Source organism: Aeromonas sp. 30P, from assembly GCF_051919805.1.
Lineage (GTDB): Bacteria > Pseudomonadota > Gammaproteobacteria > Enterobacterales > Aeromonadaceae > Aeromonas > Aeromonas veronii.
The window spans coordinates 1561763-1579655 of sequence record NZ_JBQBEA010000001.1 but is presented as its reverse complement, the minus strand read 5'-3'; the positions used below and the strand labels follow the sequence as shown (position 1 = coordinate 1579655).

Genomic DNA, 17893 nt, shown 5'->3' with positions numbered 1-17893 from the left:
GCAATACACCGCCCGGTGGCGGTGGGTCTACTGCCTCTCATTCTACCCGTTGCCGAGCAGCGCTACAGCGGGGAGCAGGGACTATTTTTCTGACTCGCTCAGCTGCATTTCACGCAGTTGCTCCGGTCTGGTCAGCCGCCGTACATATTTCTCCAGATAGGGCACCGGCAGCGGCTTGGAGGCGAGATAGCCCTGATAGAAACTGCACCCCTGCGCCTTGAGAAACTCCAGTTGCTGACGGGACTCCACTCCTTCCGCCGTGACGTTAAAGCCCATATGGCGGGCCATGGCGATCACCGCCTCGACGATGGCCATGTTGTCGCCATCTTTCGGGATGTCCTGAATGAAGGAGCGGTCGATCTTGAGCTCATCGGCAGGTAGCCGCTTGAGGTAGCTCAGGGAGGAGTAACCGGCGCCAAAATCGTCGATGGCAAAGCTGATGCCGAGCTCCTTGAGCTCGGTCATCTTGCTGATGGTGTCCTCGGCATGACCCAGCACCACGGACTCGGTGATCTCCAGATTGAGGCAGGCCGGATCCATGCCGGTTTGCGCCAACACATCGTGGATCCGCTCGACAAAATCGGTGGCATGGAACTGCTTGGCACTGACGTTGACCGAGATCTGCGGAATGTGGATGCCGTTCTCCTCCCACAGCACATACTGGGCGCACGCCTCGTGCAGCACCCAGTTGCCGATATCGACAATCAGGTCCGTCTCCTCGGCGATGGGGATAAATTCTGCCGGCGAGACCAGCGAGCGACCGGCCGGCTGCCAGCGAATGAGCGCCTCGACACCAATGATATCGCCGCCATCGACCATATGCTGAGGCTGATAGTAGAGGGTCAGCTCTTGCTGGCTGAGGGCGTTACGCAATTCGTTGTGAATGAGCAGACGGCGATCCGCCTGCTGCTGCATCGAGGCATCGAAGAAGCGACGGGTCTTGCGACCAGCGGACTTGGCCTGATACATGGCGGTGTCTGCCTGCTTGAGCAGATCATCGACCCCCTGCTCCCGATCCGGAAACAGGGTAATGCCGACACTAGCGCCGATGTGCAGCACTTGCCCCACATAGGTATAAGGAGCGGCAATCTCGGTGATAAGCCGTTCGGCAATGATATCGGCCTGCATCTCCGCCTGGGGCGGGCTGGCCGAGAGCGATGGCAACAGCAACACAAACTCGTCACCACCGAGGCGGGCCAGACAATCCCCCTGTCGCACCAACCGTTTGAGACGGGCGGCGACCTCCTTGAGCAGCCAGTCACCGGTGGCGTGGCCGAGGGAGTCGTTGATGGTCTTGAAGTGATCGAGATCGATAAAGAGCAGCGCGCCAATCAAGCCATCGCGGGTCGCCTCGTTGAAGGTCTGCACCAGAGTCTCGTGGAGCTGACGGCGATTGGGCAATCCGGTCAGCTCGTCGTAATAGGCGAGATCCTGGATGCGCCGCTCGGCCGCCTTGCGCTCGGAGATATCCTCGAAGCAGATGACAAAGTGGCTGATCACCCCCTTCTCATCCTGCACCGGCGTCACTATCTCCCACTGGGGATAGGTGTGACCATCGACATGGCGACGCTGGGTCTCCCCCTGCCAGCGGCTGAGGGTATTGAGCTCGTAGCCGAGCCCACCCAGATTGGGCCAGAGATCCTCTTCCAGATGCAGGCCCAGCACCGACTGGCTGTCAAAGCCGGTGATCTGGCTGAAGGCATTGTTGACCCGCAGGATCTTGAACCCCGGATCCGTAATGATGATCCCTTCGTGGGTCTCGAATGCAACGGCAGAGAGGCGCATCTGGGCATCGGATTGCAGGCGCTCCAGCTCGGCCACCATCCGTACCGAAAAGGTATTGAGCACCGAGGTGAGGTTGCTGGTATCTGCCGGAGCCGAATAGAGCAGCGCCAGATGGCCCAGAAGTTGGCCTCTGGCATCAAACAGCGGCTTACCATAATAAGTCTGCCCGGCCGCCAGCCAGGGTTGATACTCCTGCGACTCGTCGATCACCTCGAAACAGATGGCCCCCTGCTTGTAGAGCTCCTGACAGGGGGAGCCCGCCAGCGGATAGTCCTTCTGCGCCAGCCCGTCGGCGGCCAGCACTTTGACCCGGTCGGCACCGCACAACTCACCCACCCAGACCGCATCCACCTTGAGGATATGGGCCAGCTGGCTGACCAGGGTATTGAAGAAATCGAGCCCGGTGCGGGCAGAGAGCGCCTGCGCCAACTGGGTGAGCAGGGTGGTTTGCAGCAACGGCAAAGAGAGATTGAGAGAGGAGACCGCACTGTTGGCGGTATCAAGAGGGGCCAGCCAGCCACAGCAGATCTGCTGGGTGGGCACAAACTGGCCACTCCAGAGCACATGGTTGAGCTGCCCCTGATCATCTTTCAGATGACCGATGAACTGTTCAGGCAGATGTGATTCATGAAGCCGGACAAGAAAATCGGCAAAGCCTGCTTCATCTTCTGGTAACAGGCGAGCGGCCCAGGGATGATTGCCCTCCCCTTGCCACTGCTGGTAGGCCCCCTGATCAGAGAGACTCCACTGATCATGTTGCCGATCGAAAAACCACATGACTTGCGTGGCCTGCTGCTTCATTTACCACTCCAACACAACAACCAACCACGTTTGATGTCCAATCAGGCATAGCAACGCCCCCAGCATCCGCTCATCAGATCAGAGGTTGCGAGGGAAGAGTACAAACATGCGATATCAAGCAGTGGAAACCGGACATGAGGTCGACACGAAGTGCTGCCAAGAAGGGACAGAAACGATCCTATTCCCGTCATACTGCCTGCCAGTTTCATGGAGCTCAAGCTGTTTTTGGCACGAAACCGGAAAAGATCACAATTTATAAGTTGCTGAATAGCCAAGGGAAGGTTATGTGACATGGATCACATTTCAATCTTTACCAATGAGTAATCTGAAGGTGAAGACACAAGCAAGACGACCCGAAGGGGGCCAATATGAAAATCGAAATTACCAGCAAAATCATCGACATCACCCCGGCTATCCGCGAGCGCATCGAATCCCGTTTTGAAAAGCTCGAACGTCTTCAGGTGCCTCTCATCACACCCCATGTGATTGTTTCCAAAGAGCGTCTGATGTTCACTGTCGAAGCCAGTGCTGGCATCCCCAACGGCAAACTGTTTGCCCAGGCAGAGCATGAGGATCTCTACGCCGCCATCAACGAACTGGGGCAAAAACTGGAGCGCCAACTCAACCGTCATACCGAAAAGCCGATTGCCCGTCGTGCCAATGCTGCGCTCAAAGAGCAGCCGCAACCGGATGAAGCTGACGCTTGATAGCATGCCGCAAAGCTAAAAATTCTAAAGAGCATAGAGGCGGGGTTACCCGCCTTTTTGTTGCCTGTGATTTACCCCACAAGCACAGCATTACGTCAGTAAACCGGCATCATCAACTGAGCCAGTGCAACCGGGTATCCACTCCTTGTTGCAAACGGTCGAGGATCGGCAGCAATACCAGCGGATCCTCCTGGCGTGGCATATCGGCCAGCTTTCCTTGCAACCGCTCCCGCGCCAGCGGTGACAGGTTGTCGTAGACAGCCTCATCCAGCAGCGGCTGTTTGACCGCCAGCGGCGGTGTTTGCAGCACCAGCCAGAGCCGTACATCCACCATGCTTCCCCCTTGCTGCAACCGCTCATTGATGGCACTGCAGTCACTCCCCGCCCCTTCAGCCACCAGCACCTCTGCCGGTCTCAGCGCAAAGTGCAGACGCCAGTCACGGCTCTGGGGAGTGGCCGCCGGTTTGGCATCAAACCAGGGCTGCTCCTCCACCGCGTCGGTCAGCAGGGCCAGATGCAACCGGAAATCCGCCCGATCCCCATGCTGCAGGTCACGGTTGAGGCGCTGCCCCAACTGGCCCTCATCGACGAGCAGGTGATTACGGATTGAACTGGGCAGCATGAGATAACTCTCGAAAATGGCGATTTCACTGGTTATCGGCCACAAATCCAATTCTTTTAATGGAAAAATCCTGCTTGGGGGTTCACAAAACCGGAAGATCTGTTAGTATGCGCCTCGCACTTGTGGAGGGGTTCCCGAGCGGCCAAAGGGATCAGACTGTAAATCTGACGGCTCTGCCTTCGAAGGTTCGAATCCTTCTCCCTCCACCATTTCAAGTGCGACAATTTGAAAGCAATACCCCGTGGAGGGGTTCCCGAGCGGCCAAAGGGATCAGACTGTAAATCTGACGGCTCTGCCTTCGAAGGTTCGAATCCTTCTCCCTCCACCATCATTCAGAAAGCCCGGCCTAGCGCCGGGTTTTCGCATTTATAGCCCGCCGCAATCCATTCTCCCTCTGCACTCCAGTCCCTTATCGCCATTTACCTACAGCCGATCGCGCAATAAAAAAACGGGAGGCCAGCGCCTCCCGTTTACTCTCATCTCTGCCTTGTTACAGAGTGACGTGTTACAGGGTAAAGCGATAGAAGATATCGACCGCCTGAGCCACCCCGCTCATCGCCTGCAGATAGAGTCGTGGCAATACCTCGTAGCGCAGCTTGAATTCGGCGATGGGGCTGAAAACCCCGACCCCGTACTGGAACTGCAAGCCCGGTAGTAGATATGCAGACAGAGTCACCTGGGTGTTGTCACCACTGCCCGCGGTATCGAGGGAGACATCGCTCATCCCCAGCGACTCGCCGATACTCGACACCACGCCATTGGCCTGACTCACCGCACCGGCCACCAGCAGACCGTTGAAACCGCCATCCTCACCGCCGGTCTGCAACCCTTTGCCACGCAGCAGATAGGAGAGCTGTTCCGACTGCGCCATCTGCGGCTCGGAGTAGACAGTGATCTCCGGCTTGCTGGCAGGGCCAGTCACCCGCACCCCGACCGTCACCTGACCCTCGATGGTATCGGGATCCCGGTTGGCCTCGATGTTGAGGAACGGCCGATCCAGCGGACCGGAGAAGAGGATCCGCCCCTCCTTGATGATGAGGTTCTGACCATAGGCCTTGAAGCGGCCGTTGGTCAGCACCAGCTGGCCGTTGCCTGCCAGCGGTTTCTCGGGATCCTGACGGATATTGAGGCCACCGGAGACATCGGTCTTCAGCCCCATGGCATCGAGCTTCACATCGTTGCCAAGGCGGATCGCCACCTTCATCGCCAGCGGCAGACTTGCCTGCTTGGGAGCCGGGGGCAAATCGTCATAGACCACGGTCACATCATCGGAGACCGCCACCGCCGAATCCGGCAGGCTCTTGACCAGAATGCGCGCCCAGGGAATATCCACCTGACCGGTAATGCGGGTCTCCTCACCCAGCGACACCGCGATATCGGGCGAGACTCTGACCCGGCCCATGCCCGGATATTGCGCCTCCAGATCCTTGCCCTGAATGGTGAGGCTGCCACTGACCGGCATCTTGGCCCAGCTGAGCCAGCCTCCCAGTGCCAGCGGCCCCTTGCCAACCAGCATGGAACCATCCAGCTCGGCGCGGTTGCCTTCAATCTTGAGGCGGGTCACCAGCTTGGTCAGGGTCACCATGTCGGAGTGAGTCTGCACTTCACCGTCACGCAGGTTGAGCTGACCAAACAGCAGGGGCGCCGCCAGCGTACCGTCGAAGCGGGCATCGGCGGAGATGATCCCTTGCAGAGAGCGCACCTCAGGGATGAGCGGCGCAAAGGTATTGAGCTTGAGATCGTCAAACTTGAGCTGACCGCCGAGCAGACCGTGACCGGCGGGCTCCCTGATCAGCAGGTCGGTATCGATATTGCCGATCTGCTTGGAGGCAAAATCGAGGCGAATGGCCGCCTGCTGCCGCTCGAAATCCAGGGCCAGAGCCAGCAGCTGATAGTCGGTCTTGAGACCATCGGCCACAAAAGAGCCCGGCGTGGTGCGTACCACCGCATGCAGGGTCGGCTGATTGCCACGCCAGCTGGCGCGGCCATCGGCCGAGAGCATCGCCTGCCAGCGGAAGTTGTCCGGCAACCAGGGGCGTAGCCGCTTGAGATCAAACTCGCTCAGGGCAAACTCCAGAGTGCCCTGGGCAGCGGAGACCTGACTCCCCTTGACGCAGAGGCTGGCCCCCTGGGAGCCGAGGCAGAGATCCCCCATCGCCAGCCGCTGACGCGGCAGATCGAGATCTAGCGCCCACGGGGAGCTCAAGTCCCAACGGCGCAGCGGGGTTTTCAGCCGCAACTCGGAGAGCGCCCCGCGCCAGTGATCCCCCCGCACGCCGCCACCCAGTTTGAGGTTGGCGGCAACAGGGTCACCCTTCATGGTCAGGGTCAACAGATGCTGACTGATATCGCCGCTGAGGTTCAGGGCCAGCTGGCTGAGCTTGGTTTCGCCCTGTTTCAGCTGCGCCACCAACAACGCGAGCTCACCGGCCGGTTTGGCGCCGATCACCGCATTGCCCTTGAGACTAATACCCTTCAGGTCGGTGCCGGCATAGTAGAGCCGCTCGGAGGCGAGATCCGCATCGATTTTTGGCGTCTGCTGATTGCCACTGACCTTCACCTGTCCCTTGATATCCCCTTTCAGGCCGGGATAGATACCCCCCAGCTGGGGAGCCTGCAGGTTGGCATCGAGCTTCCATTGGGCAGTGCTGATGCTGCCCTTGGCCTGCAACTGGTTGGGGCCACTTTGCAGCGAGAGCGCCGGGATCTGCCACTCCATCTTGTCGTTGCCGCTAAGCTCCCCCTTGAGGGCCAACGGGTACTGGTTGAGCTTGCCATCTACCTTGAGCTTGGGCAGTTTCAGCTCCCAGTGGCCCGCTTCGTTCATCACGAAACGGCTCTCCAGCTCACCGGCCAGCGTCCCTTTCAGCTCGGGCAGCAGCTCGGCCGGATTGATCCCCTTGAACAGGGTGGTTCCCTGCCACTCGATCCCCTTGTTCCAGGCCAGCTTGCCATCGAGTTTGAGCTCCCCCTTGAGGGCATTGAGCTGCAAGGCGATCTTGCTGAGCCGCTCCAGATCCCCCTTGCCGTCCAGCGTAAGCTTGAAGGGGGGGACATCGGTTCCCTTGCCGGAGGTATTGAGGGCAAACTGATAGCCGGAGAGCTTGCCCTTGGCAGTCAGGCTCCCTTTGTCCAGCCGATAGCTCGGCTCATCTTTGGCAGGCTTATGAAATGGCCAGCCGAGGCTCTTCCAGTCGAGGGCCAGATCAAAAGGGAGATCCGGGTCGAGGGCTGCCAGCGAGCCCTTAAGATTGGCGGCGACCGGCCCCTTGGCCGACAACGCCAACCCCAGCTTGCCGACCGAACCGCTCAGCGCCAGCGTGGCCTGCTCACCCTGCAGCTCGCCATCCAGCAGCCCCTTGCGGGCCTTGGCATCCAGCGTCACTGCCAGCGGGTAGTCGTCACTGAGTTGGATATGGCCCTTGAGCGCCAGATCGGCCATGGCGTGGCGCAGCGAGAGCTCGCGCACCTCGATGCGATCATCGACGGCAGTGGCAGAGAGCAGCAGCTTGTCGAGCCCTTCGATCAGCTCGCCCTGCTTATATTTCACCCGGGTCGCACTGACCCCTTCCAGCTGGATGGGGAAAGGAAGATGAATGGCGGGCAGGAGAATGGGGGCTGCCTTTGCCGTGTTCGCAGCTGGCGTCCCTTTGCCCTGTTTGACGGTCTTGGCGCTGGCCTTGTCGTTACGCGCCACCGCAGCACCGGCTTGCTTCTCGTTAGCGGCCGGCTGCTTGGCGGATTTGGCTGCGCTGGCGGGTGCCGCATCATCCAGCGTCACCGTCAGGTTATCGAGCACCGGGCCGCGTACGATCAGCCCCTTGCGGTTGAGGGTGGCGCCGATATCGAGGGACCCCAGGGTCACGGCCACGCCGGGCACCGCCAGATCGAGGTCAGCCACCTTGAGGCTGTCGACCTGAATTTTGAGGGGGAGCGGATGCCAGACAAAAGGCTCCGACGGCTCTTCCGGTGCAGGCTCCGAGTCGGCCACCTTCACCACCGGATGAGTCACTTCAAGCGATTTGATCCAGAGTTTGCCCTGCAGCAACTTGCCAAGATCCCAGTCGAGCACGGCGCGATCCACAGTGACATCCACCAGCTCATCCTGCCAACCCGCCCCTTCCAGAGTCCAGCCATAGCCAAGCTGACCGGCCACCAGCTCCCCCTTGAGAGAAGGCAGCGCTCCCTTGGCCTGTTGCCACAACCACTTGTTGCCCTGATGGGTAAAGCCCAGCAGGCTGACGCCGATGAGCAGCAGGAACACCAGCCCCATCAGCCAGAGAAAAATGCGTTTTAGCCAGATCACAATGCAGACCCCCGCGCAAGATACAGCCGCAGCGGCCAAAGAAAAAAGCGTTTAGACAACATCATAATTCAGGCCCCAATGCGAAATGCAGCCGCAAGGGCTTGTCCTCTTCCGATACCCCGACCGCCAGATCCAACCTGACCTGACCGATGGGGGTGACCCAGCGTACACCGACGCCGGTACCTATTTTCCAGGGTTCGCTGTAATCGGTGGTGGAGGTGCCGCCATCCACAAACATGGCCCCCAGCCACTTCTCGCTGAAGCGGTAGTTGTATTCCAGACTGGCCACGCTGGTGTAACGACCACCGGTCAGCTTGCCATCCGGCCCGGTGGGGGAGATGCTCTCGTAACCAAAGCCGCGCACCGTCTGATCGCCACCGGTAAAGAAGCGCAAGGACGGCGGCACCAGCGAGAAGCTGTCACCTATGATGGCCCCCTGCTCGGCCCGCATCAGGAATCTGTGGTTATCGCCAAGAGTTCGCAGCCACTTGCTGCGCCCCCACACCCGCATAAAGCTGATGTCGGAGCCCCATCTGGGGTCGGAGAACTCCAGCGTCAGCTGCTGGCGATCCCCCCAGTCGGGCACAAGGGTGCCGCGCACCCGCAGTCGGGACCAGGAGACCCCGGGGATCAGCAGCAAGCTGTTCCCCTCGTCGGCACCCTGGGTATAGATCTCGTTCTCCAGCCGGATAAAGACGTCCCGATCCCAGCTCTCCGGCCGCCGCGTCCAGCGGTGCACACCGATGGTCGTGAGATCGGAGCGGGTATCGTTGTTGTCCTTGTACTGGTAACCGGTCTGGATGGAGTAGTAGTCCCGCAGCGGGTTGCCCACCGGGATCTGGTAGTCGAAGCTGAGCTCTGCCTCCGGCGCCGACACCTTGGCGGTGGCAAACAGACGATGACCATAGCGGTTGACCCAGGGCTTCTCCCAGGTGGCACTCATCCGCGGCCCCACGTCGGTGGCGTAACCGATACCGGTCTCGATTTCGTGATCGACCCGGTTATCCAGCGTCACCGCGATGGGCACCCGATAGTTGCTCGCCTCGCTCAATACCGGCTTGATATCGACCTGACGGAACAGCTTGGTGGAGGAGACATCCTGCGACATCTCGGCCAGACGGATGGCGAGATAGGGGTCACCGCTCTTGATGTTGATAAGCGGGCGAATAAGGTGAAGCGCTTCGGGGGTGGCATCGTAGCGGATCTCGCCAAAACGGTAGCGATGGCCCGATTCGAACAGAATAAAGATCTCCGCCGTCCCCTTGTCCGGGAACACCTTGACCTGACTCTTGCTCAGCTTGGCATCAAAGTAACCGCGGGCCAGCCCGAGGCTGCCTAGATCCGCCTTGATGGATTCATATTTGGCGTGGTTGAGGGGCTCGCCCTCTTTGAGGGGCAACTTGTCCAACAGGGCGCTGTAAAGCTCGTCGCTGCCCGCATCCCCCTCCAGCAGAATATCGAGGCGGGAGACGATGACCGGCTCCCCCTTGTCCACCTCAATCACCACTTTGGACGGGGTTTTCTTGTCGCGACTCAGGGTGATTTTCGGCTGGTAGTAGCCATAAACCTGCAGCGCCTTTTGCACGCTTTCGGTGATTTTGGCTCGAGCCGGGCGGTATTGCCGCTCCTGATAGACTGGCAGGGCATTGAGATAGGCTTCGACGTTATCCTTGTTCTCCCCTTTCAGCCCCTTGACCTGATAGGTGAGCTTGGCGGCAAACGCGGGCGAAGCCAGCAGCGACAGCAACAGGCCCACCCCCAGTACCCGCAGGGCGCGGCGAAACGCAGGGCCGGACAGTGAACGCCCTGCCAGCAGGGATGAAATGCATCCTGTCAAAGGTCAATATTCCTGAATCTGTGGTGAAGGAAACCAGCGCCCTTTCGGGCCAACCCCGAATGCGGCGCAGCACGCCATGCCGTGCATGGCCGTGACACAAAAATGCGCGCCAGAAAAATGGCGAACCTTATCCTAACATAGGCATCGGCCAGCGACAGCGCGGCGCCATTGGCAAATTCACCATATCTTTTAAGAGGTTGACCACAAATCACACATTTTGGTGACAATGACGCCGCCCGCTTTCCCGATGAGGGCGAATTGACCTGCCCTGAACAAGGTTCACTTCGTCGTCAGGCACCATTTGTCGCCTCTCCCCCTCTCATTACCACCAGAAACCCACCACGACAGAGTTTGTCGGCATCACCCCACCCTCACCGTTTAACAGTCCCGGCACACCCTAAAGCCCGCCGTAGCGGGTGATTAAGAATTGCTCGTTCAGCGCAATCGAATTATCCCGCTGCCTTTGCAAGCGCCCCTCCCTCACACTTGAACCATCAACTGAAGGAGACACATCATGCATGCACGTAGCGAACAGATGGCTGACTATATTGCCGATCGTCTCGAGTTCATCACCTTTCTCGCCTGTTGCAGCGCCCTGCTGGCCCTGCTGACCGGCATGAGTGGCCAGCAGGCGCTGGCCTTTACCGCCCTGAACCTGCCGTTTGGCCTCGGCATTTTGCTGGCGATGGCGCTGCTGGCCCCCCTGCCCGTCCACTGGCGGCTGCCGGGCATCACCTTGCTGCTGGCAGGTTGCGCCCTGATGACCCTGCAACTGGGGGGTGAGTGGCTCAATCCGCTGGCCATCTGGAGCCTCTACGCCCTGCTCGGGCTGGAGATCATCTGGCAAGCGCGTCCCCGCGCCGTGCTGGCCACCCGCGCTCGCCAGTAACAGGGCTGACGATCGCCGGTAAATGGTGGGCTGTGATGGCTGACGCCGGTGGCAAATTGGGGTACTCTTGCGCCCCCATTTGCTACCACCCTTGGCGTTAACAACCTTCGCCATCACTCCCAGGAGCGCCCCGATGAAAAAAGCCTGTGCCCAGCACATTCTGGTCAAGACCGAAAAACAGTGTCTGGAGATCAAGGAGAAGATCGAGAAGGGAGCCGACTTCGGCCAGATGGCCAAGCGCTTCTCTACCTGTCCCTCAGGCAAGCGTTTTGGCGATTTGGGTGAATTTTCCAAGGGCGATATGGTGAAAGCATTTGACGATGCCGTATTCAAGGGTGAACTGCTCAAGGTGCTGGGACCGGTGCGCACCAAGTTCGGCTTTCATCTGATCAAAGTGCTCTATCGCAACTAAGTCATCGCAACTGACCATTTTCTCGGTGAAGCTCCCATCAGGTGGGCTTCACCGACCTCTGCATCTCCCTCGCAAAACTGGCCAAAACCACGCCAAACTCGCATCAATTTACTAACGTTATCAGGCAATTAAGTTTATCCTTCTCGGCATTGTCCACATTCGACGATGGATCCCGTGCTATGCCCCGCTCTTGCTTGTGGCCCCTGCTGGCCTGGTTACTCCCGCTCGCTGGCGCCCTCGGCAGCCGCTTTCATCTCTGGCCCTGGTGGATCGGTTTTGCGATCTGTCTCATCGGAGCCCTTGTCTCCCTGATCTTGCTGGTACGCCTGCCCTGGAGCCGTAACCGCTATGCCAGCGGCCTTGGCGCCTTGCCACTGCTGCTACCGCTGACCTTTGTGGCACAGGCGCTGCGCATGCCGCTGATCAACGATGTGAGCACAGATCCCTACAATCCCCCCCAGCTGCGCTGGGCGGCAGAGCTCAGAACGGCGCAGGATCTGCCAATAAATAGCGCACCGCTGAAAGCAGTTGAGGCAAAACCCGGTCCTCTCTTTACCAGGGCCTCTCCTGCCGAAGTGGTGATTGAAGCCAACGAACTGATGCAGGAGCTGGGCTGGCAGGTACGACCCAGCCCGGATGGTCTGGATGCGGTGGTTACCACCGGCTGGTTCGGCTTTCAGGATGATGTGGCGCTGCGGGTCTTTGCTGGCCCCAAAGAGACCCGCATCGATATGCGATCAGCCTCCCGTCAGGGGCAAAGCGATCTGGGCACCAACCGGGCGCGGATCGAGGATTTCCTGACCCGCCTGAACGAGCGCCTCGGCCAGGCCTACAAACCCAATTTGAAACCGTAAGTGTGAAACAACAAGAAGGTAACTGATGCGCGTTGAGGTCAAACCCGACCGGGAATATGCCTGGTTTATCCGCCCCTTTTTCTGGCTGCAAAAGCGCAACTATGGTCAGGTGCTTATTCCGGGTAAATGCTGGGGCCGCTCGCCGCGCCTCTTTGCAGCCGTCGCCACCCTCTACGGCGTCATCAACCGCAAGCGCTCCCCCATCGACCCCGTGCTGCGCTCGCTGGTGACGGTGCGGGTCTCCCAGCTCAACTGGTGCCGCTTCTGTGTCGACATCAACGCCATGACTCTGATCAAGCGGGCAGGCTCCAGCGAGAAGGTGGAGGCACTAGCCAACTGGCGCGAAAGCCCCTTGTTTGACGAGCGGGAAAAAGCGGTGCTCGACTACACCGAAGCGATGACCGGACTGGATGGGGTGAGCGATGAGCAGGCGGCCCGCCTCAAACCCTGGTTCGATGACGACGCCATGGTGGAACTGACTGGCCTTATCGCCTTCCAGAACATGTCGGCCAAGTTCAACGCCGCCCTCGATATCGCGCCGCAGGGCTTCTGTCAGCTGCCGGTGCAGCCGGAACGCCCTGCCCAGCCAGACAACAAGGACGCCTGATGAACCGGACCCGCCTGCTGCTTGCACTGGTGATGGGGGGCCTTATCGGCACCTTTTTTGCCCTCGATCTCGGTCGTTACCTCACTCTGGACGCCCTGCAGGCCCAGCAGGCGGCAGTGGCGCAATGGGTCGACAGCCACTTTGTCTCGGCGAGCCTGCTGTTCGTGCTTATCTATGTGCTGAGCACCGCCCTCTCCCTGCCCGGCGCCAGCCTGCTCACCCTGGGTGGCAGCGCTGTGTTCGGCGTCGCCTGGGGGCTGCTGCTGGTCTCCTTTGCCAGCACCATAGGCGCAACCCTCGCCTTTCTCAGCGCCCGTTTTCTGCTGCGCGACTGGGTCACCGCCCGCTTTGGCGACAAGCTGGCCACCTTTCAGTCCGGCATGGCGAAGGAGGGGGCCTTCTATCTGCTAAGCCTGCGCCTCATCCCCATCTTCCCCTTCTTTCTGGTCAATCTGCTGATGGGACTCACCCCCATCAGAGTCAGCACCTACTACTGGGTGAGCCAGCTTGGCATGCTGCCCGGCACCTTCGTCTATGTGCTGGCGGGCAGCGAGCTTGGCCAGTTAACCAGCACCGGCAATATCCTCTCCCCCGGCCTGATGGTAGCGTTGACCCTGCTGGGGCTGATGCCCTGGCTGGTCAAAAAATTGACCGCACACCTTGCGCAGCGGCGCCTGCTCACCCCCTACCGCAAACCCGCTCGCTACGACTACAACCTGCTGGTGATAGGTGCCGGTGCAGGTGGGCTGGTTACCAGCTATATCGCCGCAGCGGTGAAGGCCAAGGTGGCGCTCATCGAGAAGCACAAGATGGGGGGCGATTGCCTCAACAGCGGCTGTGTCCCCTCCAAGGCATTGATCCGAAGCGCCCGCTTTGCCGCAGAGCAGCGCAAGGCCGACGAGCTGGGCTTTAGCCAAAGCCACTCCCGCGCCGATTTTGCCGCCGTGATGGAGCGGGTGGCTGAAGTTATCAAGGAGGTGGAGCCACACGATTCTATCGAACGCTATCAGGGGCTTGGAGTGGAGTGCATCGAAGGGGAGGCGCGGCTGGTCTCTCCCTGGGAGGTGGAGGTTAACGGCCAGCGCCTTGCCAGCCGCCATATCGTCATCGCCACCGGCGCCCGGCCGCTGGTGCCCAAGCTGCCGGGGCTGGATCAGGTGCCTTACCTCACCTCGGATAGCCTCTGGCAGCTGCGCACCCCGCCGCGCCGCCTGCTGGTGCTGGGCGGTGGCCCCATCGGCTGCGAGCTGGCCCAGAGCTTCGCCCTGCTCGGCATTCCCGTGACCTTGGTGGAACTCTCGGAGCAACTGCTGCCCCGCGAAGAGAGAGAGGTAGCCGACGCCCTTGCCGGGCAGATGAACCGCGATGGCGTGCAGCTACTCACCGGCTGGCGCGCCGAACGAGCCGACTATCTGCCCACAGCCGAGGGGGAGCTACCCATCCGGCTGCAACTACGCCGAGGCGATGAGATACAAGTGGTTGAAGGGGATCAACTGCTGCTGGCACTGGGTCGGGTCGCCAATGTGAGCGGCTTCGGGCTCGAAGCGTTGGGGGTCGAGCTGGCCCCCCGCGGCACCATAGCAGTCGATGGCTTTCTTGCCACCAACTTCCCCAGCATACTGGCGGTGGGAGACGTAGCGGGCCCTTACCAGTTCACCCACTTCGCAGCCCATCAGGCCTGGTATGCGGCGGTCAATGCCCTGTTTGGCCAGTTCAAGCGCTTTCGGGCCGACTATCGGGTCATTCCGGCGGCCACCTACACCACGCCGGAGATTGCCCGGGTCGGCCTCAATCGCAAGGAGGCCGAAGCGCAGGGGATTCCCTTCGAGGCGACCCGCTTCGAGCTGGCCGAGCTGGATCGCGCCATTGCCGATGGGGAGCGCCACGGTTTTGTCGAGGTGCTGACCGTGCCGGGCAAGGATACTATCCTTGGCGCCACCATAGTGGGCACTCACGCCGGTGAGCGGATTGCCGAGTTCGTGCTCGCCATGCGTCACCGTCTCGGCCTTGGCAAGATCCTCGGCACCATTCACGCCTATCCCACCCTGATGGAGGGGAACAAATATGTGGCGGGTGAATGGAAACGGGCCCACCAGCCCACCCGGGTGCTGGCGTTGCTGGCCCGTTATCACCGCTGGCGCCGTGGCGCCTGACAATCATGGAAACGTTTATGCTCAAGCCATTCTCACAACTCAAACAGCGGCTAAATGCGCTGCTGTGCACCCTGCCACTGCTCGCCAGCGGCCCGCTGTTAGCCACCCCTGATGACAACTGGCAACAGACCCTTGAGGAGGCGAAGGGGCAGACCGTCTACTTCAACGCCTGGGGCGGCAGCCCGGAGATCAACACCTATCTGGTGTGGGCCGGGCAGGAGCTGGAGCGCGACTATCAGGTCAAGCTGGTGCAGGTGAAGGTGGATGACATCGCCCAGAGCGTCAGCCAGTTGCTGGCCAACAAGCAGGCGGGCAAACAAGCTGGCGGCCCCATCGATCTGCTCTGGGTCAACGGCGAGAACTTCAAGGCGCTCAAGGAGCAGGGGCTGCTCGGAGCTCCCTTTACCCGGGAGCTCCCCAACATGGCGCTGGTAGACAACAACCTGCCGGTGAGTGAGGACTTCACCCTGCCGGTGGAAGGGCTGGAAGCCCCCTGGGGCATCGGCCAGCTCAATCTGATGGTCGACACCGAAGAGGTCGCCAGAGCGCCCACCTCGGCTGCCGCCCTGCTGGCGTGGGCCAAGGCCCATCCCGGCCGCTTCACCTATCCCAAGCCGCCCCAGTTCCATGGCTCCAGTTTTCTCAAGCAGATCCTGCTGGAATTGACGCCAGACCCTGCCCCCCTCTATCGGGAGGCGACCGAGAGCGATTTTGCCCAGCTCACCGCCCCCCTCTGGGCCTGGCTCGATGAGCTGCATCCGGCACTCTGGCGCAAGGGCAAACTGTTCCCCACCAGCGCCGCCGAAACCCGCCAGCTACTCGATGATGGCGAACTGGCCATGGCCATCAGCTTCAATCCGCAGGAGGCGCAGAGCGCCGCCCAGATTGGCGCACTGCCCCCCAGTGTGGAAGCCGTCGCCATGGAGAAAGGGGCGCTCACCAACAGCCATTTTCTCGCCATCCCCTTCAACGCCAGTGCCCGTGCGGGTGCCAAGGTGGTGGCCAACTTCCTGCTGAGCCCGGCGGCGCAGGCGCGCAAGGCCAATCCGGCCTTCTGGGGTGATCCCAGCGTGCTGCGGGCCGATGCGCTGCCTGACTCCGCCAAGGGGCAACCGGCACTGCGCTTCAAATCGGTAGCCGAGCCTCACCCCAGCTGGCAGCTCAAACTGGAAGCGGCATGGGCCGAGCGTTACGGCCACTGATGAGTGCTGCTGGTCACCAACTTGCCCTCTCCCGACCATGGCGCCGGTTGACACGCCACCTCAGTATGAGTACGGGGATGGCGGTCATTTATCTGGCGCTCTTCGTCATCCCTCTGCTTGCAGGGCTATGGCAACTGCTGGCGGAGGGGATGGCCGCCTCTCATCTTGCCTTGCTGCTGGCCCAGCCAGGCCTATGGCACTCCGCTGCGCTGAGTCTGTGGATTGGCGCCGCCTCAACCCTCGGCAGCCTGCTGTTGACCGCCCTGCTGTTGGCCCACAGCGACAGCCGGGCTTTCGGGCTGCTCCGTCGCCTGCTCTCGCCCATGCTGGCCATGCCCCACGTCGCCTTTGCCATCGGTTTTGCCTTTCTGCTCGCCCCCTCCGGCTGGCTGCTGCGGCTCGTCTCGCCAGCTCTGACGGGGTTTGATTTCCCCCCGATTGGCAGACCATCCGCGACCCTTGGGGGCTCGGGCTGATTGCACTGCTCGTTTTCAAGGAGACCCCCTTTTTGCTGCTGATGGCGATGGCCGCGCAGCAACCCATCCTGCTGGCACGCCAGCAGTGGCTGGGGGCGAGCCTCGGTTTTAGCGCCCCACAGATCTGGTGGAGCCTGCTGCTGCCCGCCCTCTGGCCCGCCCTGCGCCTACCCATCTATGCAGTGGCGGCATATGGTGTGGCAGTGGTGGATCTCGCCCAACTGCTCGGGCCTGACCCCCCCGCCCCGCTGGCGGTGCGGTTGTGGCTCTGGTATCAGGACCCGGATCTGCTCTGGCGCGGTGCCACCGCCAGCGGCGCCCTGCTGCTGCTCGCCATCACGGCACTGCTGATCGCCATGCTCAGATTACTGGAGTGGCTTCATAAAGAGATGGGCAAAGGCTACTGGCTCAATGGCAAACGGGCGGCGCCCCACTCCTTTGCCAACCGGCTCGCAGCGGGCTTTGCCTTCACCCTGATCACCCTCAATCTGGCGGTGCTGGCGGCGCTGCTGCTCTGGTCGCTGGCGCGCCGCTGGCCCTTTCCCGCCCTCTGGCCCAGTCAGTGGAGTGGTCACTACTGGCTGGATCTGCTGCCAACCCTGCTGCAGCTGCTGACAACCAGCGCGCTGCTGGCGCTGACGAGCGGCTTACTGGCACTGGTGATGGCGGTGTGCAGTCTGGAGGCACAAGCCGGGCGCCGCCCCTGGCCGCTCTGGCTCATCTGCCTGCCGCTGTTGCTGCCACAGGCGAGCCTGCTGTTTGGCATCCGGCTCGGGTTGGACTGGCTTGCACATGACTCAATAAGTAGCGGTATTGGCTGGGGCTGGGTGCTCTGGAGCCAGCTGCTGTTTGTTTTTCCCTATGTTTATTTGTGCCTGCATGGCCCCTATCGCCAGTTCGATCCGCGGATCACCCAAAGCGCCCTGCTGCTGGGGGCCACGCCATGGCGAGCCTGGTGGCAGGTCAAAGCACCACTGCTGGCGCGCCCGCTGCTGTTTGCCTTTGCGGTGGGGGCCGCGGTGAGTCTGGCCCAGTATCTGCCGACCCTATTGTTTGGGGCTGGCAGGGTGGTCACCATCACCACGGAAGCGGTGGCCATTGGCAGCGGCCTCAACCGGCGGTTGGCGGGGCTCTACGGCCTGCTGCAACTGCTGCTGCCGCTTATTATCTATCTGCTGGCGCTCTGGCTGCCAGCGCGGATCAATCCGGCGCTCAAGGGGGGCAGCTCACGATGAACTCTGA

Annotated in this window: 11 protein-coding genes, 2 tRNA genes and 1 pseudogene; 10 read left to right on the top strand and 4 right to left on the bottom strand. The window is 61.1% G+C overall.

Annotated elements, in window-relative coordinates; genetic code table 11:
- Positions 1 to 81: 81 nt before the first annotated feature.
- The gene (locus tag ACTG2B_RS07430) at positions 82 to 2586 is read right to left on the bottom strand and encodes a putative bifunctional diguanylate cyclase/phosphodiesterase (protein ID WP_429200956.1); all 2505 of its coding nucleotides are present in this window, start codon (positions 2584 to 2586) and stop codon (positions 82 to 84) included.
- Between the two features lie 368 nt (positions 2587 to 2954).
- On the opposite strand from ACTG2B_RS07430, the gene hpf reads away from it, so the two are divergent.
- On the top strand, positions 2955 to 3293 hold the full coding sequence (gene hpf / locus ACTG2B_RS07425) for a ribosome hibernation-promoting factor, HPF/YfiA family (RefSeq protein WP_005334257.1): 339 nt from the start codon (positions 2955 to 2957) through the stop codon (positions 3291 to 3293).
- 112 nt (positions 3294 to 3405) lie between these two features.
- Here hpf and ACTG2B_RS07420 read toward each other — a convergent pair whose 3' ends face one another.
- On the bottom strand, positions 3406 to 3915 hold the full coding sequence (locus tag ACTG2B_RS07420) for a VC2046/SO_2500 family protein (RefSeq protein WP_157161075.1): 510 nt from the start codon (positions 3913 to 3915) through the stop codon (positions 3406 to 3408).
- Positions 3916 to 4039: 124 nt separating this feature from the next.
- Between ACTG2B_RS07420 and ACTG2B_RS07415 the strand changes: the two genes are divergently transcribed.
- Together ACTG2B_RS07415 and ACTG2B_RS07410 are read left to right on the top strand one after the other, a co-directional pair.
- A tRNA-Tyr gene (locus ACTG2B_RS07415) sits at positions 4040 to 4124 on the top strand.
- A 34-nt stretch (positions 4125 to 4158) separates the two neighbouring features.
- Positions 4159 to 4243, top strand: a tRNA-Tyr gene (locus tag ACTG2B_RS07410).
- A 177-nt stretch (positions 4244 to 4420) separates the two neighbouring features.
- On the opposite strand, the gene tamB is transcribed toward ACTG2B_RS07410, so the two are convergent.
- The gene (gene tamB, locus ACTG2B_RS07405; protein ID WP_439995457.1) at positions 4421 to 8221 is read right to left on the bottom strand and encodes an autotransporter assembly complex protein TamB; all 3801 of its coding nucleotides are present in this window, start codon (positions 8219 to 8221) and stop codon (positions 4421 to 4423) included.
- A 61-nt stretch (positions 8222 to 8282) separates the two neighbouring features.
- Positions 8283 to 10058 carry an autotransporter assembly complex protein TamA gene (gene tamA, locus ACTG2B_RS07400; protein WP_439995456.1) on the bottom strand — a complete coding sequence of 592 codons (1776 nt, stop codon included), beginning with the start codon at positions 10056 to 10058 and terminating at the stop codon, positions 8283 to 8285.
- 514 nt (positions 10059 to 10572) lie between these two features.
- Here tamA and ACTG2B_RS07395 point away from each other — a divergent pair.
- From ACTG2B_RS07395 to ACTG2B_RS07365, 7 genes and pseudogenes are all read left to right on the top strand, one after another.
- Positions 10573 to 10947, top strand: a complete 375-nt coding sequence (locus tag ACTG2B_RS07395; RefSeq protein WP_043818464.1) for a hypothetical protein — start codon at positions 10573 to 10575, stop codon at positions 10945 to 10947.
- 133 nt (positions 10948 to 11080) lie between these two features.
- Positions 11081 to 11359 carry a peptidylprolyl isomerase gene (locus ACTG2B_RS07390; RefSeq protein ID WP_040066119.1) on the top strand — a complete coding sequence of 93 codons (279 nt, stop codon included), beginning with the start codon at positions 11081 to 11083 and terminating at the stop codon, positions 11357 to 11359.
- Between the two features lie 179 nt (positions 11360 to 11538).
- The gene (locus ACTG2B_RS07385) at positions 11539 to 12213 is read left to right on the top strand and encodes a DUF1499 domain-containing protein (RefSeq protein WP_042080230.1); all 675 of its coding nucleotides are present in this window, start codon (positions 11539 to 11541) and stop codon (positions 12211 to 12213) included.
- A gap of 25 nt (positions 12214 to 12238) precedes the next feature.
- Positions 12239 to 12820 carry a carboxymuconolactone decarboxylase family protein gene (locus ACTG2B_RS07380; protein ID WP_139740738.1) on the top strand — a complete coding sequence of 194 codons (582 nt, stop codon included), beginning with the start codon at positions 12239 to 12241 and terminating at the stop codon, positions 12818 to 12820.
- Positions 12820 to 14973: an FAD-dependent oxidoreductase gene (locus ACTG2B_RS07375; RefSeq protein ID WP_439995455.1), complete on the top strand. Its 2154-nt coding sequence runs from the start codon at positions 12820 to 12822 to the stop codon at positions 14971 to 14973. The genes ACTG2B_RS07380 and ACTG2B_RS07375 overlap by 1 nt, the downstream gene beginning before the upstream one ends.
- Positions 14974 to 14990: 17 nt before the next feature.
- Positions 14991 to 16175, top strand: coding sequence for an ABC transporter substrate-binding protein (locus tag ACTG2B_RS07370; RefSeq protein WP_439995454.1), 1185 nt, complete (start codon positions 14991 to 14993; stop codon positions 16173 to 16175).
- A gap of 77 nt (positions 16176 to 16252) precedes the next feature.
- Positions 16253 to 17886, top strand: a pseudogene (locus ACTG2B_RS07365) (ABC transporter permease).
- Positions 17887 to 17893: the final 7 nt, after the last annotated feature.

What these genes read in the sequence shown, in the direction of transcription:
- ACTG2B_RS07390 (WP_040066119.1), top strand. Translation starts at nt 11,081, where the DNA reads ATGAAAAAAGCCTGTGCCCAGCACATTCTGGTCAAGACCGAAAAACAG.
- ACTG2B_RS07370 (WP_439995454.1), top strand. Translation starts at nt 14,991, where the DNA reads ATGCTCAAGCCATTCTCACAACTCAAACAGCGGCTAAATGCGCTGCTG.
- ACTG2B_RS07430 (WP_429200956.1), bottom strand. Translation starts at nt 2,586, where the DNA reads ATGAAGCAGCAGGCCACGCAAGTCATGTGGTTTTTCGATCGGCAACAT.
- ACTG2B_RS07395 (WP_043818464.1), top strand. Translation starts at nt 10,573, where the DNA reads ATGCATGCACGTAGCGAACAGATGGCTGACTATATTGCCGATCGTCTC.
- ACTG2B_RS07380 (WP_139740738.1), top strand. Translation starts at nt 12,239, where the DNA reads ATGCGCGTTGAGGTCAAACCCGACCGGGAATATGCCTGGTTTATCCGC.
- ACTG2B_RS07385 (WP_042080230.1), top strand. Translation starts at nt 11,539, where the DNA reads ATGCCCCGCTCTTGCTTGTGGCCCCTGCTGGCCTGGTTACTCCCGCTC.
- ACTG2B_RS07420 (WP_157161075.1), bottom strand. Translation starts at nt 3,915, where the DNA reads ATGCTGCCCAGTTCAATCCGTAATCACCTGCTCGTCGATGAGGGCCAG.
- hpf (WP_005334257.1), top strand. Translation starts at nt 2,955, where the DNA reads ATGAAAATCGAAATTACCAGCAAAATCATCGACATCACCCCGGCTATC.
- ACTG2B_RS07375 (WP_439995455.1), top strand. Translation starts at nt 12,820, where the DNA reads ATGAACCGGACCCGCCTGCTGCTTGCACTGGTGATGGGGGGCCTTATC.